Origin of the sequence: Nakamurella multipartita DSM 44233 (genome assembly GCF_000024365.1) — a bacterium.
GTDB lineage: Bacteria > Actinomycetota > Actinomycetes > Mycobacteriales > Nakamurellaceae > Nakamurella > Nakamurella multipartita.
In genome coordinates this window covers 2,819,349-2,839,402 of record NC_013235.1, presented here as the reverse complement: position 1 = coordinate 2,839,402, position 20,054 = coordinate 2,819,349, and the positions used below count along the sequence as shown (strand labels likewise).

The window sequence follows — 20,054 nt, the reverse complement described above, 5'->3', positions numbered from 1 at the left end:
GCTCCGAACTCCGATGCTCGACCCACCCGGGGTGGGCGGGGCTACGGCTGGGCCGCGCCGCGCATCATCCCGATCAGGACGCTCACCAGGCGCGGCAGCTCATCCTCCGCGGGCTTGCTGGTCATCAGCCAGACGTCCATGGCCTGACCCATCCCCATGACCACGGAGATCAGCAGGTCCGATGGCACGTCCGTGCGGATGGCGCCCGCTCGCTGACCGTTCGCCACCGCCTGCTCCAACCAGGGCAGCACCGCCTGGGTCAGGTCCGCCTGCGCCTGCGCAAGGACCGGCGTCGTGGACGCGGCGAGCAGGCCGCGGATCATCGCGGCCAGCTCCGGCGTCGCGGTCAATGCCGCCATCAGCCGCAGGTAGTAGTCCTCCAGCGTGGACCAGTACCCGTCCGCCGTTTTGTCGTCCGGAACATGGAATGGACCCAGGTGGACGAAGAGTTGTTCCAGTTCGGTCCGGACGATGTAGGCATACAGGTCCTCCTTGCCGTCGAAGTAGTAGTACATCGAGCCCTTGGAGATGCCCGCAGCCTCGATGACCCGGTTGAGCGAGGCGTCGTGGAACCCTCGGCCGGCGAATTCGTCGCGGGCGGCCCGCACGATGGCCTGCTGCTGCTCGGCCGGCAGTTTGGCGAATCGGGGTCGAACCACGGGCTGGGCGGGGTGTTCAGGCGGCCGCGACGGGGGGGAGCTCGACCTTGTCGCGGAAACTCCGGCCCATCACCATGTCCGCCACCTTAGGCAGTCCCATCAGCTTCATCACACTGTTCCGGGTGACCAACTGGAACCGGTTCTTTGGCGCGAAGGCCAGGCCCAGGTTTGTCGCGGCGTCCTGCTTGGACCGCAGCAACGGCGCGAGCCGCCGCTCGTAGCGGGCGAACGCCTCGACGTGATCGCCGCATCGGGACAGCTCGGCGGCCAGGGTGTAGGACTCCACCATCGCCAGCGCGGATCCTTGACCCGCCAGGAACGACGGGCAGGCCGCGGCGTCGCCGACCAGGGCCACCCGCCCGCGGGACCACGACGGCATGCGGATCTGGCTGACCGTGTCGAAGTAGAAGGTCTCCGCCCGTGGCATCACATCCAGGATCGCCGGTGTCTCCCAGCCGCCGCCGGCCAGCGCCCGGCGCAGCAGGGCCTCCGCAGCAGCCCGATCCTCCACCGGGGCCGGGCCGTCATGGCGCACACTGAGCAGGAACAACGTCACGTCGTCGCGGAGGGGCACTCGGACCACCTGGAAACCGACCTCGGCGTGCATCATCCCGATCAGTTCCTCGCGCGGCCGGTATCCCTTCACCTCGAACGCCGCGACGACGATGCCCAGATACCGCTCGAACTGTCCGTCCGGCCCGAAGGCGAGCCTGCGCACCCGGGAGTGCAGGCCGTCGGCCCCCACAACCAGATCGAAAACCCGAGGCTCCCCCTTCTCGAACGTCACCCGAACCCGGTCCCCCTCGTCCGTGAGCGTCCGCACGGTGTCGTCCAGGATCAACTCGGCGCCGCCGTCGAGGGCGTCGTAGATCGCCGCGGCCAGGTCCGAACGCGCGATACTCACATACCGCCCAGTGTTGCCCAGCATCGCTGCCGGCCGCAGCGACGCGATGCGGTGCCCGGCGTCGTCAACGACTCGCGCCTCCTTCAACACGTAGCCACGCCGACGCAGCTCCGCAACGATGCCCATCCGCTCGGCCACGTCGAACCCGGCGCCCCAGAAATCGACCATGTACCCACCGCGGCGCAACTCCGGCGCGCGTTCGACCAGCGTGACCTCATGCCCGGACCGCCAGTACGCCAGCGTCGGCCCGGCGATGCCGGCCCCGACGATGAGAGTTTGCATCCCGCCTCCTTAAACTGGTGGTTAGACCGTCAGTCTAGACCGGTGGTCTAGTGCTGGTCAATGGACTCGCCTGCGGCGGTGGTCGTCGCCACGGTGCCCATGACCCGACAATGGAAATCGTGGCTGGTCGAGGCGGTCGGGTTCCCGCTCCGGAATCCTGCGGGAACTGATCTGGGTGGCCGTACTGATCGGCACCTTCAGTGCGCTCCCGCTGCCGATCCGCTGGACTTGACACACGACCATCGGGGATCCGCCGGCCTCCCCAAGACCGCACCGTTCCAACTCCGCCCACGACCAACCTGAACCGAGGCCTCGACCAGCCGCGCCCGCTTACGCCGCTATGGAATCACCGACAGAGCAGCTCATTTCGGCGCGAGGTCGGCCTTAGCGTGACTCTTCTCGTGGCTGCTCCTCAACCCCCCTGACCGTACCCCCGGACCCTGTTTGGTTGAGCGCGGGGCTGGGCCGGCGTCGGCGGCGCTGCCCCCGATGTGGTCGTGACCGGTCCGGTCAGGGCGGCGGGCCACCACGGGAAGGTCGACGCAGCAGTAGCACCGCGGAAACCGCCATCGCGGCCGCCCCGATGACGCTGACGAGCACGCCGATGACCAGCCACGCATGAGTGGTCACCAACCCGGTGATCAACACGACCATACCCAAAGCGAACACGACGATCGAGGTGATCAACCGTCGACGCCGGCGCCAGGTCACCGCACCGATCCGGTCGGCGAACCCGGGATCGTCCCGGGTCAAGGCACGCTCGATCTGTTCGAGTCGGCGTTGGTCGTCCTCGGACAATGGCATGACCCCTCCAGCCACCCCTTACCGTTGGCAACACTCGAGGACAAAGGACATGACTAGGCCCGGACGATCGCCGCGTAGGAGCCGACGCCCAGGAGCCGGGTCGCGTCGATCGGACCGCCCGCCAAAAGCAAAGCAGCCAGCCGGCCGGAACCGGGATCGAAATCGACGTCCAGCACCGACCCCAGGGCAACCCCCGCCGTCGACAGCACCCGCTTACCCACCAGGGCATGGGACTTACCGGCGAGTTCGACCAAGCGGGCGTCCGGCGCGACGACGGCCGCCGCGGTGCTCACCGTGACCGCGTCCGCCCCGAACGCGGTGATACCGGGCCAGGGCAGGGTGCTGCCCTGGCCGGCCGTCTTGGCCAGGGTCAACGCGACCACCCCCGGCAGGGTCGGATCGACCACATAGTCGGCGACTACCCCGACGCTGGTCGCGGTTTCGGTGCTGACCACCTTGCGGCCGGTGGCCTCGGAGAACAGCATCACCGTCGGCCTCTCAGTTGCGCCCGGAAATCGTCGACCGCAGCACCGAACCCGGCCAGGTCATCGGTCACGAACGCCCGCGCCGCGGACGGCACCATCAGATGCTCACCGGACGCGGACAGGGCGTCCGGCAACGGAATCAACATCCGGTTACTGCCCGGGCCGGACACCTCCGACGGGTCGATCTCATAACCCACCACATCGGCCTGACTGGTCCCGCCACCGGTGATCTGAACAACCACGTCGACCACCACCCCCAACGCGGTCCCGTCTTCGGTCAGCACCTGCGAACCCAGGATGTCACCGGGCGATCCGCCCGACCCCTGGGCCGACAGCACCCGCTCGATCGGCTCCAGCGCGTCCTCGTCCTGGATGATCACCGCATCCGGGCCCAACCCCACCACATTCGACCACGGCAGAGCCGTCCTCAGCGGGCCGGCGAACACGCCGCGGCCGTTGAGGGTGAACCCGCCCACCCGGCCGCCGTGCGCGGCGTACACGACGTCCTTGATCTGCGCGACGTCCTCACCGCCGACGGTGACGACCGGCAGCGTGGTGATCTCACTGGATCGCAACAGGACACTCATCGGGTATCCCGGGGTCCGGGATCACTAATGATCACCCCACCCGCCCGACGCCGGGCCTGAACCACCAGAAAGCCACCCACCGCCACGACGACGACCACCAACACAACGATCACCCACGCCCACCACGGCATGACGCACCCCTTCCCCACGGGCACAACCCAGGCCAGGACCCGACCTCCAATGATATGCCTCCGCCGATCGTCGGAACCTCCGCGCGACAACCCCGGCGCGAGAGACATTGACAGTCAACAACATCCGGTCTGGACCGGTACATGCACGCCGACCGATGCAGCGCGTCGACAACCTAGACCCATAAGCTCTTCAAGGCGCGGCGTGAATCCCCCGGCATGTCCGGAGACTCCAGAGCTTGGGAAGGTTGGAGTCATGCCGGGAGTTTCAACGAGGCGGTACCCGCAGGAGCTCAAGCAGCGGGCGGTGCGGATGGTCGCGGAGATCGCGGGTGAGCACGAGTCGGAGTGGGCGGCGATGAGCCGGGTGGCCGAGCTACTCGGGGTCGGCACCGCGGAAACGGTCCGTAAGTGGGTGCGGCAGGCCGAGGTCGACACCGGGACCCGGGTCGGCACCTCCTCCGAGGAGTCGGCCGAGCTGCGCCCGGTGTGCGGCGGAAGAACGCAGAACTCAAGCGCGCCAATGCGATCCTGAAGGCGGCGTCGGCCTTTCTTCGCGGCCGAGCTCGACCGGCCGTCCCACTGATCGCGGAGTTCATCCGCCGCCACGCGGACCATCGGGAGGCCGGCGGTCTGCGGTGGGGAGTCGAGCCGATCTGCAAAGTCCTGTCCGAGCACCTGGTCTGCGGATCGCCCCGTCCACCTACTACGAGCACGCCGCCCGCCGGTCCAGCAGCGGCCGGCCGCGGTGCGGGATGCGTCCCTGCTCGAAGCGATTCGGCGGGTTCACACCGAGAACAACCAGGGCACCTACGGTGCCCGGAAGGGTGTGGCTGCAGCTGAACCCCGGGGTCCGGCTCAAGCCCCGACGGGTGAAGGGCCGCACCGTCATTCCACTGACCCAACAGCCGGGCACCACCCAGGCCTGGAAGATCGTCATCCCCACGACGAAGTCGAACCCGGAACCGCGCAGCCACGAGGGCCACGAGTGGCTGTACGTGCTGTCCGGCCGGATGCGGCTGGTCTTGGGCGACCGTGACCTCACCCTGCAACCGGGTGAGGTTGTCGAGTTTGACACCCGCATCCCGCACTGGTTCGGCAGCACCGGGCACGAGCCGGCCGAGGTGCTCAGCCTGTTCGGCCGGCACGGAGAGGAAACGCACACCCGAGCGATCGGTGACAGCACTCCACACTGACCGGAGCCGCCACCCAGCCGCGCCCACGCCGCCTCCCGGCGTCGTCGGTGGTCCCGAGCGTTCGCCGCTCGTGCGGCAGATCCGGCGCGGTGGGTGTGCGCGGCCGCGGATCGGTATACGCACCGGGCCCCCGCCGCGACCGACACCGGCCATGATCAGTCGCCTCCAGTCCCGGAAACGGCAACGTTCGTTGTGGCCGGAGGAGCGCACCCACGACGCTCACCGACGTAGGTCACCTCGGCGACGCCGATGCCGTCCGAAGGAGACCGAATATGACTCGCACCGCACGCCCACCATCGAGGAGGGACCAGATGTCCATTCCGATCGCGGCCGCTGCCCGGTTTTCGGCGCTGCGATTCATGACCACGGGCTCGAGGACACATACCCGCGTGCCCGGACCGACAGCCACTGAACGCTTGGTTGGGGCCGGCGGCGGGAGCGCCCGGGCCACTGACTCCTCGCGGTGCCCCGGGTCGCCCTCGTCGCACACAATCGCGCCTTCGCTCGCCGGGCGGTGCGTTCGCTCGTCTGCTTCCCGCCGCCTCAGTGCAGTGCGGGGTGAGTGAGCGAACCGAACGCGCCCGGCTCACCATCAGCGCCGACGCCAGCGCGCACGCACCCGCGAACGCGAAGAGCGCCGGGTACTGGCCGCCGCTCACGGCGAGGATGGCCGGGGCGACCGCCGGGGCAACGGAGTACGGCAACCGCCGTCCAACCGACGGAGCCCTCGAACTCACCCGACCCGGCCGACCCGACCGGGCCGGGCCATCATCGACGCCGACGCCGACGACGTCCGCGTCATCGGCGCTACCTGTCACCGGTCGGAGTGATCGCGCCGAGTTGTATGAGCATGGCCAGGTCGTCTCGAATTGCCCATCGTTCGGCCAGACGTCCGTCGACCAGCCGATAGGCGAACGCGCAGTCCCGCCGCAACATCCCGGGTGATGTGTCGAAGCCACGGAAGGAGCCGCCGGGCCAATGTTGCTCCCGCTCGCCGAACTGGACGACGTAGTCGTTCTCCGCGACCAGCGCTGACCACGTCCAGCGAGCTGGATTCTGTTCGCGCCGTGCCCGCTCCAGGAACCGCCGGGTGCCTTCAAGGCCCACAGGCATGTTCGGGGCAAGAGCATGATTGACCAGGTTGGGCTGGCAGAGTTCATCCAGTTCCGCGAGATCGGCGTCACCGTTGCCGAGGGCGTCGATCCGGGCGATGACGGCCTTGTTCCTATCGGTGTTCATGGTCTAACGGCGTACCACCCGGTGATCGCGGCGACCAGCATCACCTTGGGATTGCCCATGACTCCCGGAGGTGGCCGGATATCGACCGCGGGAGGCCCGGCAGCCCGGAACGTCCAGGGGTGTCTGAGCCGCGTGAACGAAAAGAGACCCGCATCGGGTGCCGGGAGGGTGGGGTCTGTCAGGTGCGGGGTTGGTTAATGGAACTGGGGGATGATCAGGTAAAGCCCGTAGAGCACCAGTGTCCCGGACACGGCCAGGCACGCGTACCCGGCGACGCGGGCGGCCGCGCTGGGGGCGAGTTCCACCCCGGTGTCGTCGACCCGGGTGCCGCCGCCGGAGGACAAGTGCGACCACGGTGGCCGCGAAAGCAACGACCATCAGTGGTCCGGGCGCGCGCGGTAGCAGGTGCTGCAGGATGAACAGCATCACCACCAGCACTGTCGCCATTGTGACCGTCGGCCAATGCAACTGGTTGAGCCGGCCGAGGAACGACGAAATCTGTGGGATGAACTCGTCACCTTCCACTGCCACCCCGGTGATCTTCCCCAACTGCCCGGAGATCATGATGACGGCGACCCCGGCCATGTAACCAACCAGGACGGGTTTGGACAGCAGTTCCGCCAGGAAGCCCAGTCGGGCCAACCGTCCCAACAGGCAGAGGCCACCCACCAGCAGGGCCGCAGTCGAGGCCAGTGAAGCGTACCGGGCCGGATCACCGGCCGCGATGGGCATCAGAACGAGGCGGTCATCAGCGCGGTCGTCGACTCCGGCCCGATCGAAAGTTGCCGGGATGTCCCGAGGACGGCATAGACCGCGAGAGGCCCGATGATGGCCCACAGCCCGGTGACCGGCGGCAGGCCGGCCACCTCGGCATAGGCCAAGTTCTCGTTACAGGACTACGGAATCCTGGTGGTCGGAGCCGTCCCGACCGGCCTTCCCACGCCGTCGCTCCCGACCCTGAACTTCGCCGATCTGGCGGTGTTGATGATTCCGGCACTCGGCATCTCGTTCGTCGGCTACACCGACAATGTCCTCACCGGTCGGGCCTTTGCACTGAAGGCCGGGCAGCGGGTGGATGCCAACCAGGAGTGGACGGCGCTGGCGGGAGCAAACATTTCCGCGTCGCTTTTCCACGGCTTCCCGGTCAGCTCCAGCGGTAGCCGAACGGCGCTCGGCGCGGCACTTGACGTGTGTCTGACTTAATGACGCATTTCGGCGTTTGATTAGCCAACATCGTCGGGCTCCGGGGCGGGTGGTTGGTGTTGGTCGTTCCGGTGCTCGCGGTGCCAGGTTAGCCGTCGTTGGCGGGCGGTTTCCAGGCCGGCCTGGCGGGCCTTGCGGATCTGGGCTCCTCGTCCTTGGTGTTCGTCGTTGGGACAGACGTAGCCGATGCCCTGGTGCAGCCGGACCCCGTTATAGTGCGCCCGCACCTGGTCCAGTTCGGCACGCAGCGTAGCCGGGTCGCGGATGGCCAGGAGGTGCGGGTACTCGGCCTTGAGGTGCCCGTTGAGGCTCTCGATCCACGCCTGGTCGGTCGGTGTGCCGGGCCGGCCGAAGTGCTGGGCGATCGCGCACAACGCCATGAACTCGCGGGTCGACCCGGAGGTCATCTGCGGGCCGTTGTCCGAGATCGCCAGCAGGATCGGCCGGTGCTCGTCGTCGACGCCCAGGTCGACGCGGCCGTCGTCGTGCCGGGCGTCGACCAGCTGTAGCAGCCCCTCGGCGTGCAGGGCGCGGGTGAAGCCGACCTGCACCTGCGTCGAGGTCTCCTCGGCCGACACGACCGTGCTCAGCCACTTGCGGGAGACCAGGTCCTCCACGATCAGCACCGCCATCCCGGCCCTGGTGAAGTGCGTTGTGTCGTAGATCCACAGACTGTTCGGCTTGTACTCGGCCCATTCCGGGAACGGCCGCTTGGAGCTGCGGCCGGGCTTGGGCAGCGGCCGGAAGTGCTTGTCCGCCAGGAACAACACTCGCCGCACCGTTGATGGTGACACCCATACCCGGCCCAGGTAGGAGCCCCGGTGGGCCAGCTTGCGATGACTGCGGTCGGTCTCGCCCCACTCGTCGAACAAGGCCAGGACCGCGGCCACCTCATCGTCGAGCAGGCCGTGCATCGGCGACCCGCCCGGCGGCGAGTCGGCCAACCGTCCCTCGGCTCGGCGGTCCAACCAGCGGTACGCGCGTCGCTCGGGCAGCTCCAGTACGCCGCACGCGTCGCGTAGGGACCAGCCGGCGTCCAGCGCCTGGTCCAGCAGCGTGAGCAGCTGATCCTTGATGGCCGCCTCGACGCGGCGCGGGACCCGGCCATCTAGGCCCAGCCGCCTTTTCCCTCGACCAGGGTGAGCTTGACCGCCATCTGCTTGACCGCCTCGGACAGCCGGGCGATCTCGGCTTTCGCGGCCTCCATCTCGTAGTCCCGCTGCGCCGCCGCGACGCCGGGCTTGGACGCAGCGAGCGCGGCCAACGCACCCTCCTTGGCGACGGTGCGTATCCGCATGATCGTTGATCGGTCGACCTGCTGCTGCTCGGCGGCCTCGGCGATCGTCACCTCCTGCCGGACCAGTTGCAGCCAGATCTCGTACTTCTCCGAGGGCGTCAGGAACCGCTTGGTGCGCCGGCCGGCACGGTCCTTGCCACGATCGGGTTGGGTCATCTTCGGATCCTCCGAGACGGGTCGAAGGAGTCGTCGGATGTTGGCTGATCAACACGCCGATCTCTGACACGAAGTCAGAAGCAAAACACACTCGGTAGTCGGACTCAGCTGTTCTCACTGGTCGCGTTGCTGATGGTGCTGTTGACTTTGTTGGTCGCCGGGCCTTTGTTGGCGACGTTTCCGAAGGCGGCACTCGGCGCCCTGGTGATCTTCGCGGCGGTGCGCCTGATCGATGTCGGCGAGTTGCGGCGGATCGGTCGTTTCCGTCGTAGCGAGCTGATGCTGGCCGTGGCGACGACCATTGCGGTGCTGGGGGTCGGCATTCTCCTCGGCGTGCTGGTGGCCGTTGCCCTGTCGGTGGTCGATCTGTTGCGTCGACTCGCTCACCCGCACGACGGCATCCTGGGATACGTCCCCGGCATCGCCGGGAGGCATGATGTCGACGATTATCCGTTGGGTCGCCAGATTCCCGGCCTGGTCGTGTACCGGTACGACGCGCCGCTGTGCTTCGCGAACGCGGAGGACTTTCGTCAGCGGGCCCTGAACGCGATCACCGTTGATGAGGCGGCCGCTCGAATCACCGCTGAGAACGGCGAGCGGCCGCACCGCGTCGAGTGGTTCGTGCTCAACGCCGAGGCGAACGTGGAGATCGATCTCACTTCAGCCGATGCCCTCGACCAGCTGAGAGACGAACTCCAACAACGGGGGGTGACCTTCGCGATGGCCCGAGTCAAACAGGATCTGCGTGGTGACCTCGTCCGGGCCGGCCTGGTGAACCGAATCGGTACCGACATGATCTTTCCCACACTCCCGACAGCCGTTGCCGCGTACCTGCACTGGCATCAACTTCGTCACGGTTCGCTCCCGCCGAGGGTACGGGACATCCCGCCGCCGACGGACCCGATGGAACCTCCGCACGAACCCGGGGAACCGTAATTGATGCCATCGCCCCTTCCTCCCGGCTGGTGCTCATCCAACGCGAGGGCTCGTTCAGGACTTCGGCCTGAGGTGCGGCCGTTGCGGCGTCGATACCGTGCCGGGTATCGGTGGTCCGCGCGGTCCATCGCGTTGGGGAGGGCCGCGTCGACCGACGCCGATCTAAAAGGGACGAATGCGATGACTGACGAGGTCAGGGTCCGCCACGTGGGCGGTGACCGGTTCACCGTCGGTATCAGGGAGCACACCGTGCCGAGCTCGTACGTCACCGCGACCTGCAGGCCGTCGGCCGGGGACTGGTGCCGGGAGGCGTACCGGCGAGCGTAGAACGCGACGCAACTGGCCGGGCCGGCGAAGAACAGCTCGGTCGGTGTCGGTACCACCCGCCCCGACCGGCTGGTCCACCAGGGCGGCCGACCCGCCCGCGTCAGCCGGATCGCCATCGTCGTGACGCCGCCCCCGGCGGCGCTGCCCGCCGAACGCCGGGATGCGTTTCTGGCGGTGGCCTCGCACTGCACCGTGCAACACCCTCGTGCAACCGCCGACCATTGACGTCACCCTGACCCCGGACACCGTCGTAGCCGTCGGAGACTGACGACCCGGCTCGACCCCAGCCGACCCCGCTCAGGGCCGCGGGTCCGGAGGCGTCAGCCCAGCAGCGCGGGGAAGCTGCGGGCGGCGGTGTAGAGGCCGACGGCGATGATCAGCCCGGCGAACGCGATCTGCAGGGTCTGCGGGCGGACTTTCGTCACGATCCGGGCCCCGAGCAGGCTGCCGATGACGGCGGCCCCGGTGAACAGGGCGATGACGGTCCAGTCGATCTCGAGGCCGGAGCCCGCCCGGGCCACCAGGGACGTGGCGCTGTTCATCGCGATGACCAGCAGCGACGTGCCCACGGCCACCGGCATCGGGAAGTCCAGGGCCAGCACGAGCGCCGGCACCACCAGGAAACCGCCGCCCACGCCGAAGAACCCGGTCATCAGTCCGACCGCCAGCGCGGCGACGACCACCTTCGCGGCGCGGGGGCAGGCGCAGATGAAGCGGGGCTTGAAGGTGATGATCGGCACGTCGAGCGGGATGCGCTCGGCCATACTCGGGCCGCCGCTGCCGGCCGGCACCCGACGGCGGGTGAGCATGATGCCCGCCACGGCCAGCATCAGCACGGAGAACCCGGCAAGCAGCACTTCCGGGGCCACGGCCAGCGACAGTCGGGTGCCGGCGACCGCCCCCGCGGCACCCACCAGCCCGAAGACCACGCCCTGCAGCATGCGGACGTGCCCGTCCCGGCGGTGGGCGAGCATCCCGACCACCGCGGTGACCCCGACGATGACCAGCGACCCCGTCGTCGCCGCGCGGGTGTCCATCCCGACCAGGTACACCAGGGCCGGGACCGTGAGAATCGATCCGCCGCCGCCGAGCGCGCCCAGGCTCAGGCCGATCAGCGCCCCGGCCAGGATCGCGACGAGCACCACCATCGGACGCCTCGCTCACGTACCGACAATGACGGGCAGGCCGGCGCCCGCCGCGTTGGTGTAGTCGTCGTCGACGGCGACCACCTGGTGTCCTCGGGCCAGCAGGATCGAGGCGGCGATCGAGGCCCGGTAGCCGGCTGCGCAGTGCACCCACAGCTCACCGGCGGGGATCTCGTCGACCCGACGTAGCAAATCGTGCAGAGGGATGTGCAGGGCGCCGTCGATGTGCGATTCGGACCGCTCCAGATTGCGCCGCACGTCCAGGACGGTGACGCGGCGGTGATGCCGGACCTGAGCCAGGTCGGCGAACGTCGCCCGCTCGACGGTGCCGAGCGGCCCGTCGGTCCACCGCCGTGGTCCGCCGGTGGCCGCGGCCGCGGGCCGGTCGATGCCGATCCGGACCATCTCCCGTTGCGCCTGGGCGACCTGATCGGCGGTCTCGCCGAGCAGCGTGACCGGCGTCCCCCACGGGATGAGCCACCCCAGGTAGGTCGCGAAGGATCCGTCGAGCCCGAAGTTCAGGGTGCCGGGGGCGTGGCCGGCGGCGAACGCGGTGCGGGTCCGCAGATCGACCAGCCACTCGCCCCGCTCCAACCGCCGGCGCAACTGGCGGGCGTCGGCAAGCTCCGGCGGGGACAGATCCGGCGCGGCCGGACCGGCCGTGTTCGCCGGACCCATCTTCGCGTAATAGGCCGGGAAGGCATCCAAACCGGCGAGGAGCTCACTGACGTAACGATCTTCGTCCAGGGTGAGCACCGGGTTGCTGGCCTTCTCGGCCCCGATCGTGGAGGCGGTGGCCTCGGTCTGGGTGGACGAGCAGAAGCTGCCGAACCCGTGGGTCGGCAGCACCTGCGCCTGCTCGGGCAGCTCCGTGGCCAGCCGTTGGGCCGAGGCGTACTGGTGATGCACCAGGTCGTGAGTGTGGTCCGGGCCGAGCAGGTCCGGCCGGCCGGTCGACCCGAACAGCAGCGACCCGCCGGAAAAGACCGCGGTGGCGGTGCCGTGGTCCTCGAGCACGTAGGACAGGTGGGTGTAGGTGTGGCCCGGGGTGGCCAGCACCCGCAGCCGCCAGGCCGACCCGATCCCGATGACGTCGCCGTCGCGCACTGCCACCCGTTCGTAGGTCACGGGATCGGCGGCGTTCACGTGATAGGCCGCGCCGGTGGCCCGGGCCAGGGCCAACCCGCCGGTGACATAGTCGTTGTGGATATGGGTCTCGAAGATGTGGGTGATCCGCACGCCGGCGGCAGCGGCGGCGGCGTCCAACACCCGGTCGATGTCACGCTGCGGATCGATCACCACGGCGACCCGCCCGTCATGGACCAGGTAGCTGCGGTCCCCCAACGTGGGGGTCTCGATCGGCACGACAGTCACCCCGGTGCCGCCGTCCTGATCGGTGATCCCGACGCGAGGGACATCAGTAACGGACATGGTCACCACCCACCACGGCGTTGCCCGCCTTGACCCAGGCACGAGTGCCGCCGCGCACCGAGAAGGCGTCATAGCCGGCGTGCATGAGCATCCCGGCGGCGATCAGACTGCGGTTGCCGGCCGCGCACACCACAAAGACGGGCGCGTCGCGACGGATCTGGCAACTGGCCACGCTCAGGTCCCGCGACAGATCCCCCAACGGAAGGGACGCGGCACCGGGGATATGACCACGGTCGTACTCCTCGACGTCACCCACGTCGATCACCACGGCCCCTGCTGTGCGGGCCTTCTCGACCTCTGTCATCGACACCTCACGCATCTCGAGCACCCAACGTTCCTCTCACCTGATACCCGGCGGGGTATGTTGCTACGACCAACCCTACGCCGCCCGGGGGTATCCCGGGCCCGCCACAGATACCCCACCCGGCACGTGCTCGGCGCCGGGAACAATCTGGATGACACGCCCGTTGATACCCCTGTGGGTATACTTCCACTCGTGAGAGGATCGTTCTGACATGGCAACGACAACGCTGACCGACCGCACGTTCGAAGGTGTGGTGAGCGGCGGCGGCATCGTCCTGGTCGACTTCTGGGCCTCCTGGTGCGGGCCGTGCCGGATGTTCGCACCCGTCTTCGAGAAGGCCGCGACGGCCCACCCGGACATCGTGTTCGGCAAGGTCGACACCGAAACCGAACGGAACCTGGCCGCCGCGGCCGGTATCCGGTCCATTCCCACCCTCATGGCCTTCAGGGACGGCATCCTGGTCTTCTCCCAGCCCGGCGCCCTGCCGGCGAAGTCCCTCGACCACCTCATCGCGGCCGTGCGTGACCTGGACATGGACCAGGTCCGGGCGCAGGTCGCCGCAGCCAAGGCGAAGTCGGCATGACCGGCCCCGACGCCGGGGCCCAGCCCGGCTACGCGATCGCGGTCACCGTCGACCGGCCGTTCGCCCAGGTGCTCAGCGCCACCCGGGACGCGCTGGCCGCAGAGGGTTTCGGCGTGCTCACCGAGATCGACATGCAGGCCACCCTGAAGGCGAAAATCGGTGCCGACATCGCACCCCAGGTGATCCTTGGTGCATGCCGACCACCACTGGCTCATGCCGCGCTGCTGGCCGAACCGTCCATCGGACTCCTGCTGCCCTGCAACGTCGTGGTCCGCAGCGTGGCCGGCGACCGGACCCGGGTGGAGACCATCGATCCGGCGATCATGGTGAGCGTCACCGACAACCCCGACCTGCAGGCGGTGGCCACCGAAGCGCGGGCCCGACTCACCAGCGCACTGGGCTCGCTCACCCAGTCCCCTCCGACGCCCTGACCACCGAGCACACCATCACGCCGCCCCCACCACCGAAGGAGCCACCATGGTCGAGATCGCCCCGGAATCGATGACCGCCGTGATCAACCGGCTGCGCCGCGCCCAGGGCCAGATCGGCGGTGTGCTACGGATGATCGAGGAAGGGCGCGACTGCCAGGACATCGTCACCCAACTCGCCGCAGTCAGCCGGGCCGTCGACCGCGCCGGATTCGCCGTCATCGCCGCCGGCCTCAAACAATGCCTCGTCGAGTCCGACGGACAGGACACGCTGGACACCAAAACCATGGAGAAGCTGTTCCTGTCGCTGGCCTGACCGGCCCCGGCCCCGACCCCGGCGCCGGCGGGGTCAAGACAGCGCCAGCACGCTGACCAGTCCACGAGCGGCGTCGCCCCCCTCCTGCCGGGCGACCGCCACGGCGGCGGGGACATCCAGGTCATTCAACAAGGCCGCGGTGACCGCCTCGGCGGCCCCCGCGGACCGGTTCGGTCGCCCGGCCGCGACGTACAGAGCCTCCAGGTCGGCGGACGCCGCCTCGAGATCCGCCTCGTGGTACTCCCACCCGGACCCCCATGGCCGATTCAGCAACAGCATCCGGACCGCGGCCGGCGGGCAACTACGCAACAAGTCACTGATCAGCACGAGGTTGCCGGTCGACTTCGCCATCTTCCGGCCCTGGTAATGCACCGCGCCGACGTGCATGGCGCGGCGGGCGAACGGCGCCACTCCTGACGCCGCCTGTACCAGGGCGGCCTGATAGGCATGGTGCGGGAACACCAGATCCTGACCACCGATCAGCACGTCCACACCGGCCCCGAGCGTCGCCATCGACATGGCCGCACACTCGGCGTGCCACCCCGGCCGGCCCCACCCCCACGGGCTGGGCCACGCCGGGTCCCGGTCCGTGGATGGTCGCCACACCGGCACATCGAACGGGTCCTCGCGCGCCGGATCCTCGGGGGCGTCGCCGAACTCCGCGGACAACTCCACGGCCAGGTCGCCGGACAGCCCGGCGGCAGCCACGGCGCCGCGGCCCCGGAAGTACACCGACCCGTCCCGCTGATAGGCATGGCCGGTGGCGAGCAGCGCGGCAGCCAGCTGCCGCACCTGCGGGACGAAGTGCCGGGCCCGCGGCGTATGCGTCGGCCGCGCCACCCGCAGGGCAGCCATGTCCTGCTCGAACAGGAACTCCTGGTAGACCGCGTGCTCGTCGTAGTGCCGGCCATGCGCGTCCGCGGCCGCGGTCAGCACGTCGTCCACGTCGGTGACGTTGCGGCACGACACCGTGTGCACGCCGATCGACCTCAGCACCGCCTGCGCGGCATCGGCCCAGACGAACGTCGCCGCGTGCCCCAGGTGCGTCACGTCGTACGGGGTGATCCCGCACACGTACATCCTGGCCGGGCTGACCACCGGCAACGCCGCGCCGGCGAGCCGGAACTCGGCGCTGCGCAGGCGCGGTTCCGGGCGCTCCACCCGGCCGGCCCGGCCGATTACTCCCGACGAGTACTCAGTGCCAACCGTCATCAGACGCATCTCCCTACCATCGCGTCCCGGGTCGCTCAGATGAAGAACGCCCCGTTGGACTCGTTCGCCTCACCGAAGAACATCGCCGCCCCGCCCAGTTCGACGCCGTCGATCAGGTCCTCATGGGCGATGCCCAACAGATCCATGGTCATCGTGCAGGCGATCAACCGCACCCCGGTCTGCTGCGCGGAAGCGATCAGCTCGGGCAGGCTCGGCACGTGGTGATCCTTCATGATCTTCTTGATCAGCGCCGGTCCACCCCCGAACATGTTCATCGTGGACAGCGGCAGGCTGTCCGGCCCCGACGGCAGGACGGCCGAGAACGCCCGGTCCAGCGCATTCTTCTCGCGGGTCGGCGGGTCCAGCCGACGCAGCGCGTTGAGACCCCAGAAGGTGAAGAACATCGACACCTCGTCGCCCATCGACGCGGCGGCGTTGGCCAGGATGAACGAGGCCAGCACCCGGTCGAACTCGCCGGAGAACACCACGAACGACTTCTTGTCCTTCAGCCGGGCGGCCGGGCCGCCGGGGACGATCCCGATACCGCCCTTGCGGAACCGGGCGGCGTAGCCGGGTCCCTCGGGCACCAGCTCCAGCATCGAGTGACCGTTCTTGGCCGCCCACGCCGGGGCGTCGAGCCGGAACCCGGGGTCGGAGACGTGGGCCAGCACCTCGTCGCCCGGGGCGAGCTCGGCCATCCTGGCCTGCAACGCCATGATCGGTCCGGGGCAGGCCAGGCCGGTGCAGTCCAGGTCCACCAATACTCCGGTGGCCGCGACCGGCCCGGCGGCGGTCACCCGCACGGCGTTGATGCCGGTGCGGTCCTCGCCGTAGTTGACCACCGGCTCGATGGTGTCGACGCTCTCCGCGGACGGGACATCATGGTAGGAGCGGAAGGTCGTCATCCCGCCGGACAGGGTCCGCACATCGGTGAAGCCGCGTTGCACCAGTGCCCGGTAGGCCAGGTAGCTGCGGAACCCGACCGCGCAATAGAGCCGGATCGGCCGGCTCCGGTCCCAGTCCTGCTGGGCCTCCCGCAGGGTCGGCAGCGGGACGTTCTCCGCGCCGGGCAGATGCCAGATCGCGTACTCCTGAGGACCCCGAACGTCGATGATCCGAGCACCATCGGTGGCCCCCGGGTATTCACTGGGGTACCACAACCGCAGGTCCTTCTTCAGCAGGTTGGCGGCCACGAACCCGGCCATGTTGATCGGGTCCTTGGCCGACCCGAACGGCGGCGCGTAGGCCAGCTCGAGACCCTCCAGGTCGTGCACCGTCATCCCGCCACGCAGCGCCGTGGCCAGCACGTCGAGCCGCTTGTCGACCCCGTCGAAGCCCACGATGCCGGCGCCCAGCAGCTTGCCGGTCACCGGTTCGAACAGCACCTTGAGCTGCATCTTCGCGGTGCCCGGGTAATAGCCGGCGTGCCCGGACGGATGGATCTGCACCCGCTCGTACGGCACTCCGGCCGCATCCAGCTGCCGCTGGTTCGCACCGGTGCCGCCGGCGACCATGTCGAACACCTTCACGATCGAGGTGCCCTGCACCGGGTCGAACACCGTGTCCCGGCCGCACATGTTCTCCGCGGCCACCCGGCCCTGCCGGTTCGCCGGCCCGGCCAGCGGGATCAGCCAGGTCCCGGGCAGCACCAGATGTTCGACCTCGATCGCATCGCCGGCGGCGTAGATGCCGGGGACACTGGTCCGCATGTGCGCGTCGACCTTGATGCCGCCCCGCGGTCCGAGGTCGATGCCGGCCGCGACCGCGAGTTCGGTGCTGGGCCGCACCCCGGCGGCGAGCAGGACCAGGTCGGTCTGGACGAATTCGCCGTTCGTCAGTTCGACCCGTAGCCAGCCGCCGGGAGACCGGCTGAATGCGGCCGCCTGGGTGCCCAGCCGCAGCTCGACGCCGTGGGCCCGGATGTAGCTCTCCATGGTGGTGGTCAGTTCACGGTCCAGCGGCGGCATGATCTGGTCGGCCATCTCGACGACCACGACCTGCACGCCGCGCTCGTGCAGGTTCTCCGCCATTTCCAGGCCGATGTACCCCGCGCCGATCACCACCCCGTGCGTGATGGGTGGCCGGCCCGACGCGCTCCGCCCGTCGACCGCGGCCTTGATCACGTCCATGTCGCCGATCCGGCGCAACACGTGGATGTCGGGATGGTCGACCCCGGGCAGTGGCGGCGTGATCGGCGACGCCCCGGGGCACAACGCGAGCTGTTCGTACGGCTCCTCGTACTCGCGCCCGCTGTCGAGGTCCCGGACGGTCACGGACTTGCGGTCGGGGCGGATGGCGAGAACCTCGGTGGCGATGCGCACGTCGATCGCCAACGACTCGTGCAAGCTCTGCGGGGTCTGCAGCAGCAGCCGGCTGCGGTCCTTGATCACCTCGCCGATGTGATACGGCAAACCGCAGTTGGCGAACGACACATGATTCGCCCGCTCGAACACCACGATCTCGGCGGACTCATCCAGCCGCCGGGCCCGCGCCGCGCATGACATGCCCGCCGCCACGCCGCCGACAACAACGATCTTCATGGGACTCCTCATCGGTGCCGGCCGCCGTCGAAGCAGGGCGAATATACCTTAGGGGGTATCAGCTCACCCTACGGGACGGGACCCGGTTCCGCCCCGGTCGCGGCGAATTTCGGGACCTTCGGCCCACGGGGCGGGCCAGGCCGGGCCAGTGCCCGGAGGACGGAGGCGGGGCGGCACGGTAGGCCGCAGCTTTCACCCAAGCTTCATGGTTGCCGCGGTCGGGGCTTCACCGCCCCGACGTTGACTGGGGATGTCCGCGCAGAGGCGGATCGAACGAAAGGTGGCGGACGATGAGGAGCTTCGGGAAGGCTGCGGTGGCCGGCGGCATGGCGTTGTTGGTGGGTTTCGGATTGGTGGGGACGGCGGTCGCGGGGCCATCGGCACCGAGCGTGGCCACGGCCACCGTGGCAGTGGCGTCGGACGAGAGCCGGGACGCCGACCTCGCCTACAGCCGGGACGAGGAGCGGATGGCCAGGGATCTGTACACGCTGTTCGGGCAGACGTATGACGCGCCGGTCTTCGATCGGATCGCGGCCAGCGAACAACAGCACTTCGACGAGGTCGGGGCTCTGTTGACCACCTATGGCGTGGCCGATCCGGCCGCCGGACTACCGGCGGGAACCTACGCCAACGCGGAGGTGCAGGCACTGTACGACCAGTGGAAGGCGCAGGGCCTGGAATCCCAGGACGCCGCATTCGCCGTTGGCGTCGCGCTCGAGCAGGCCGATATCGCTGACCTGGAGAAGCTTCTCGCGCGGAACACGGACACGGACGTGCAGCAGGTGTTCACTCATCTGCTCACCGCCTCGCGGCACCACCTGGCCGCGTTCACCAGCAACGCCAGCGGTGCCCGCTGCTCCGGAACTGGAGATGCCATGGGTGTCGTGAACCGGACGGGCACCGACGTTCGCGGGTCGGGCATGGGAACGGGCCACGGGATGGGCGTGACCGATAGGTGACCGATGTGGCAGATCGTCGATCGGCCCCACCCTGGCCAGCGGGGCCGATCGGCTTTGGCACCGGTTGAGGCCGGGGTGACGTTCCTTGGCGGGCGCGGCAGTGACCCGGCAGCGATCGGCCCGTTGTGCCGACCTGATTCGCATGTCCCGCCCGGGGGCGGGTGTGAACCTGTGCCGAAACGCGCGACGAGGTTCGAGTAGTGTGCGACCAGGCACGGCACGATGAGGCACAGCCTTAGTGTGTGCCCGGGTGGCGGGTTGGCCGAGAGGCGAGGCAGCGGCCTGCAAAGCCGTGAACACCGGTTCGAATCCGGTACCCGCCTCTGCCTGCGACGGCCTACTCAATCAGCCAGATCATCGCGGCCGGCGGCGCTTCCCGAGCGGTCTCAAGCAGTGGTCATGGGCGTTTTTGGCCGGCGAGTTCCTCGACGAGATGGTCCAGCGCCGGCAACGCCGCCTGGATGGCGGTGCGGTCCGCCGGGGACAGCTCGCTGAGCGCATCACCGATGCGCTGCTGGTGGGCGGCATCCCAGCCGGCGAGTTGACTGCGGCCCGCGTCGGTCAGGGCGATCACGGCGGCCCGCCGGTCCGCGGCGTCCGGACTGCGGTGGACGAAGCCGGCATGGACCAGCTGCTGCACCAGGGTGCTCACGGTGTTGCCGGCCAATCGAAGCCTCGCGGCGAGGTCTCCGACCCTGCTGGGCTGGTCCTGCAGGGCCATCAGGAGCTCGACCTGCGCCATCGGCAGCATTTCCCATGGGTAGTCGGCACGGATGCTGGTCCGCAGTGTCCGCCGCAGACGGTTGACGACGTCTGTCAGCACCCGGGTGGTCGCCGGGTCGACTCGATCGACGTCGCTGCCCGGCATGCGGGTCATCTTAACCGGCGCTTCATCGGCGATCGAGTAGCTCTGTTGCAGAGGTATTGGTGCGG

The 20,054-nt window shown here is 69.0% G+C and carries 19 protein-coding genes, 1 tRNA gene and 5 pseudogenes; 9 read left to right on the top strand and 16 right to left on the bottom strand.

Annotated features, from left to right (window positions below):
• Positions 1 to 41 precede the first annotated feature (41 nt).
• The 5 genes from NAMU_RS12865 to NAMU_RS12845 all read right to left on the bottom strand — a co-directional run bounded on the left by NAMU_RS12865 (position 42) and on the right by NAMU_RS12845 (position 3,721).
• Positions 42 to 659: a TetR/AcrR family transcriptional regulator gene (locus NAMU_RS12865; RefSeq protein ID WP_015747825.1), complete on the bottom strand. Its 618-nt coding sequence runs from the start codon at positions 657 to 659 to the stop codon at positions 42 to 44.
• A gap of 16 nt (positions 660 to 675) precedes the next feature.
• Complete coding sequence (locus tag NAMU_RS12860; protein ID WP_015747824.1) at positions 676 to 1,845, bottom strand: FAD-binding domain; 1,170 nt, start codon at positions 1,843 to 1,845, stop codon at positions 676 to 678.
• A gap of 510 nt (positions 1,846 to 2,355) precedes the next feature.
• Positions 2,356 to 2,649, bottom strand: coding sequence for a DUF3040 domain-containing protein (locus tag NAMU_RS12855; protein ID WP_015747823.1), 294 nt, complete (start codon positions 2,647 to 2,649; stop codon positions 2,356 to 2,358).
• Between the two features lie 53 nt (positions 2,650 to 2,702).
• Positions 2,703 to 3,134, bottom strand: coding sequence for a PRC-barrel domain-containing protein (locus NAMU_RS12850; protein WP_015747822.1), 432 nt, complete (start codon positions 3,132 to 3,134; stop codon positions 2,703 to 2,705).
• On the bottom strand, positions 3,134 to 3,721 hold the full coding sequence (locus tag NAMU_RS12845) for a PRC-barrel domain-containing protein (protein ID WP_015747821.1): 588 nt from the start codon (positions 3,719 to 3,721) through the stop codon (positions 3,134 to 3,136). Before NAMU_RS12845 ends, NAMU_RS12850 begins: the two co-directional genes overlap by 1 nt.
• A gap of 384 nt (positions 3,722 to 4,105) precedes the next feature.
• On the opposite strand from NAMU_RS12845, the pseudogene NAMU_RS30990 reads away from it, so the two are divergent.
• Positions 4,106 to 4,598 (top strand): annotated as a pseudogene (locus NAMU_RS30990) (transposase); the annotation flags it as partial.
• A gap of 93 nt (positions 4,599 to 4,691) precedes the next feature.
• A pseudogene (locus tag NAMU_RS12835) lies at positions 4,692 to 5,045 on the top strand (cupin domain-containing protein); the annotation flags it as partial.
• An 807-nt stretch (positions 5,046 to 5,852) separates the two neighbouring features.
• Here the strand turns inward: NAMU_RS12835 and NAMU_RS12830 are convergent.
• The 3 genes and pseudogenes from NAMU_RS12830 to NAMU_RS31785 form a co-directional block, all read right to left on the bottom strand.
• Positions 5,853 to 6,284, bottom strand: coding sequence for an ester cyclase (locus NAMU_RS12830; protein ID WP_015747818.1), 432 nt, complete (start codon positions 6,282 to 6,284; stop codon positions 5,853 to 5,855).
• Between the two features lie 194 nt (positions 6,285 to 6,478).
• Positions 6,479 to 6,628: a hypothetical protein gene (locus NAMU_RS29920; protein ID WP_169312452.1), complete on the bottom strand. Its 150-nt coding sequence runs from the start codon at positions 6,626 to 6,628 to the stop codon at positions 6,479 to 6,481.
• Positions 6,624 to 7,165 (bottom strand): annotated as a pseudogene (locus NAMU_RS31785) (SulP family inorganic anion transporter); the annotation flags it as partial. The pseudogene NAMU_RS31785 and the gene NAMU_RS29920, both read right to left, overlap by 5 nt.
• Before the next feature lie 19 nt (positions 7,166 to 7,184).
• Here NAMU_RS31785 and NAMU_RS12820 point away from each other — a divergent pair.
• A pseudogene (locus NAMU_RS12820) lies at positions 7,185 to 7,487 on the top strand (SulP family inorganic anion transporter); the annotation flags it as partial.
• A gap of 20 nt (positions 7,488 to 7,507) precedes the next feature.
• Here the strand turns inward: NAMU_RS12820 and NAMU_RS12815 are convergent.
• Complete coding sequence (locus NAMU_RS12815) at positions 7,508 to 8,431, bottom strand: integrase core domain-containing protein (RefSeq protein WP_015747798.1); 924 nt, start codon at positions 8,429 to 8,431, stop codon at positions 7,508 to 7,510.
• A gap of 164 nt (positions 8,432 to 8,595) precedes the next feature.
• A complete protein-coding gene (locus NAMU_RS12810; protein WP_015747797.1) occupies positions 8,596 to 8,940 on the bottom strand; it encodes a hypothetical protein in 345 nt (114 codons plus the stop codon).
• A 60-nt stretch (positions 8,941 to 9,000) separates the two neighbouring features.
• On the opposite strand from NAMU_RS12810, the pseudogene NAMU_RS12805 reads away from it, so the two are divergent.
• A pseudogene (locus NAMU_RS12805) lies at positions 9,001 to 9,876 on the top strand (SulP family inorganic anion transporter); the annotation flags it as partial.
• Positions 9,877 to 10,523: 647 nt separating this feature from the next.
• On the opposite strand, the gene NAMU_RS12800 reads toward NAMU_RS12805, so the two are convergent.
• From NAMU_RS12800 to NAMU_RS12790, 3 genes are read right to left on the bottom strand one after another with little or no spacing between them, the layout of a single operon-like run.
• Entirely contained in the window at positions 10,524 to 11,351 is an 828-nt protein-coding gene (locus tag NAMU_RS12800) for a sulfite exporter TauE/SafE family protein (protein WP_015747815.1), read from the bottom strand.
• Positions 11,352 to 11,363: 12 nt separating this feature from the next.
• A complete protein-coding gene (locus NAMU_RS12795) occupies positions 11,364 to 12,779 on the bottom strand; it encodes an MBL fold metallo-hydrolase (RefSeq protein WP_015747814.1) in 1,416 nt (471 codons plus the stop codon).
• The gene (locus NAMU_RS12790) at positions 12,766 to 13,098 is read right to left on the bottom strand and encodes a rhodanese-like domain-containing protein (protein WP_041370584.1); all 333 of its coding nucleotides are present in this window, start codon (positions 13,096 to 13,098) and stop codon (positions 12,766 to 12,768) included. Before NAMU_RS12790 ends, NAMU_RS12795 begins: the two co-directional genes overlap by 14 nt.
• A 196-nt stretch (positions 13,099 to 13,294) precedes the next feature.
• On the opposite strand from NAMU_RS12790, the gene trxA reads away from it, so the two are divergent.
• The 3 genes from trxA to NAMU_RS12775 are packed head-to-tail and all read left to right on the top strand — an operon-like array spanning position 13,295 to position 14,410.
• Entirely contained in the window at positions 13,295 to 13,666 is a 372-nt protein-coding gene (gene trxA / locus NAMU_RS12785) for a thioredoxin (RefSeq protein WP_015747812.1), read from the top strand.
• Positions 13,663 to 14,097, top strand: coding sequence for a DUF302 domain-containing protein (locus NAMU_RS12780; RefSeq protein ID WP_015747811.1), 435 nt, complete (start codon positions 13,663 to 13,665; stop codon positions 14,095 to 14,097). The genes trxA and NAMU_RS12780 overlap by 4 nt, the downstream gene beginning before the upstream one ends.
• Before the next feature lie 46 nt (positions 14,098 to 14,143).
• Positions 14,144 to 14,410, top strand: coding sequence for a metal-sensitive transcriptional regulator (locus tag NAMU_RS12775; protein ID WP_015747810.1), 267 nt, complete (start codon positions 14,144 to 14,146; stop codon positions 14,408 to 14,410).
• A gap of 33 nt (positions 14,411 to 14,443) precedes the next feature.
• On the opposite strand, the gene NAMU_RS12770 is transcribed toward NAMU_RS12775, so the two are convergent.
• Positions 14,444 to 15,622 (bottom strand): cysteine--tRNA ligase, encoded by a 1,179-nt coding sequence (locus tag NAMU_RS12770; RefSeq protein WP_015747809.1) that lies wholly within the window; start codon positions 15,620 to 15,622, stop codon positions 14,444 to 14,446.
• Positions 15,623 to 15,657: 35 nt separating this feature from the next.
• Positions 15,658 to 18,162, bottom strand: a complete 2,505-nt coding sequence (locus tag NAMU_RS12765) for an FAD-dependent oxidoreductase (RefSeq protein WP_015747808.1) — start codon at positions 18,160 to 18,162, stop codon at positions 15,658 to 15,660.
• 326 nt (positions 18,163 to 18,488) lie between these two features.
• Here NAMU_RS12765 and NAMU_RS12760 point away from each other — a divergent pair, with 326 nt between their 5' ends.
• Both NAMU_RS12760 and NAMU_RS12755 read left to right on the top strand, forming a co-directional pair.
• Positions 18,489 to 19,121 (top strand): DUF2202 domain-containing protein, encoded by a 633-nt coding sequence (locus NAMU_RS12760; RefSeq protein ID WP_138180150.1) that lies wholly within the window; start codon positions 18,489 to 18,491, stop codon positions 19,119 to 19,121.
• 252 nt (positions 19,122 to 19,373) lie between these two features.
• Positions 19,374 to 19,444, top strand: a tRNA-Cys gene (locus tag NAMU_RS12755).
• Positions 19,445 to 19,518: 74 nt separating this feature from the next.
• Here NAMU_RS12755 and NAMU_RS12750 read toward each other — a convergent pair.
• Positions 19,519 to 19,842 carry a MarR family winged helix-turn-helix transcriptional regulator gene (locus NAMU_RS12750; protein ID WP_245544892.1) on the bottom strand — a complete coding sequence of 108 codons (324 nt, stop codon included), beginning with the start codon at positions 19,840 to 19,842 and terminating at the stop codon, positions 19,519 to 19,521.
• Positions 19,843 to 20,054 lie beyond the last annotated feature (212 nt).

Excerpts from the sequence above, each read along its gene's own strand:
- NAMU_RS12860 (WP_015747824.1), bottom strand. The coding sequence starts at position 1,845 with ATGCAAACTCTCATCGTCGGGGCCGGCATCGCCGGGCCGACGCTGGCG.
- NAMU_RS12855 (WP_015747823.1), bottom strand. The coding sequence starts at position 2,649 with ATGCCATTGTCCGAGGACGACCAACGCCGACTCGAACAGATCGAGCGT.
- NAMU_RS12850 (WP_015747822.1), bottom strand. The coding sequence starts at position 3,134 with ATGCTGTTCTCCGAGGCCACCGGCCGCAAGGTGGTCAGCACCGAAACC.
- NAMU_RS12845 (WP_015747821.1), bottom strand. The coding sequence starts at position 3,721 with ATGAGTGTCCTGTTGCGATCCAGTGAGATCACCACGCTGCCGGTCGTC.
- NAMU_RS12830 (WP_015747818.1), bottom strand. The coding sequence starts at position 6,284 with ATGAACACCGATAGGAACAAGGCCGTCATCGCCCGGATCGACGCCCTC.
- NAMU_RS12810 (WP_015747797.1), bottom strand. The coding sequence starts at position 8,940 with ATGACCCAACCCGATCGTGGCAAGGACCGTGCCGGCCGGCGCACCAAG.
- NAMU_RS12800 (WP_015747815.1), bottom strand. The coding sequence starts at position 11,351 with ATGGTGGTGCTCGTCGCGATCCTGGCCGGGGCGCTGATCGGCCTGAGC.
- NAMU_RS12795 (WP_015747814.1), bottom strand. The coding sequence starts at position 12,779 with ATGTCCGTTACTGATGTCCCTCGCGTCGGGATCACCGATCAGGACGGC.
- NAMU_RS12790 (WP_041370584.1), bottom strand. The coding sequence starts at position 13,098 with ATGCGTGAGGTGTCGATGACAGAGGTCGAGAAGGCCCGCACAGCAGGG.
- trxA (WP_015747812.1), top strand. The coding sequence starts at position 13,295 with ATGGCAACGACAACGCTGACCGACCGCACGTTCGAAGGTGTGGTGAGC.
- NAMU_RS12780 (WP_015747811.1), top strand. The coding sequence starts at position 13,663 with ATGACCGGCCCCGACGCCGGGGCCCAGCCCGGCTACGCGATCGCGGTC.
- NAMU_RS12775 (WP_015747810.1), top strand. The coding sequence starts at position 14,144 with ATGGTCGAGATCGCCCCGGAATCGATGACCGCCGTGATCAACCGGCTG.
- NAMU_RS12770 (WP_015747809.1), bottom strand. The coding sequence starts at position 15,622 with ATGACGGTTGGCACTGAGTACTCGTCGGGAGTAATCGGCCGGGCCGGC.
- NAMU_RS12765 (WP_015747808.1), bottom strand. The coding sequence starts at position 18,162 with ATGAAGATCGTTGTTGTCGGCGGCGTGGCGGCGGGCATGTCATGCGCG.
- NAMU_RS12760 (WP_138180150.1), top strand. The coding sequence starts at position 18,489 with ATGGCGTTGTTGGTGGGTTTCGGATTGGTGGGGACGGCGGTCGCGGGG.
- NAMU_RS12750 (WP_245544892.1), bottom strand. The coding sequence starts at position 19,842 with ATGGCCCTGCAGGACCAGCCCAGCAGGGTCGGAGACCTCGCCGCGAGG.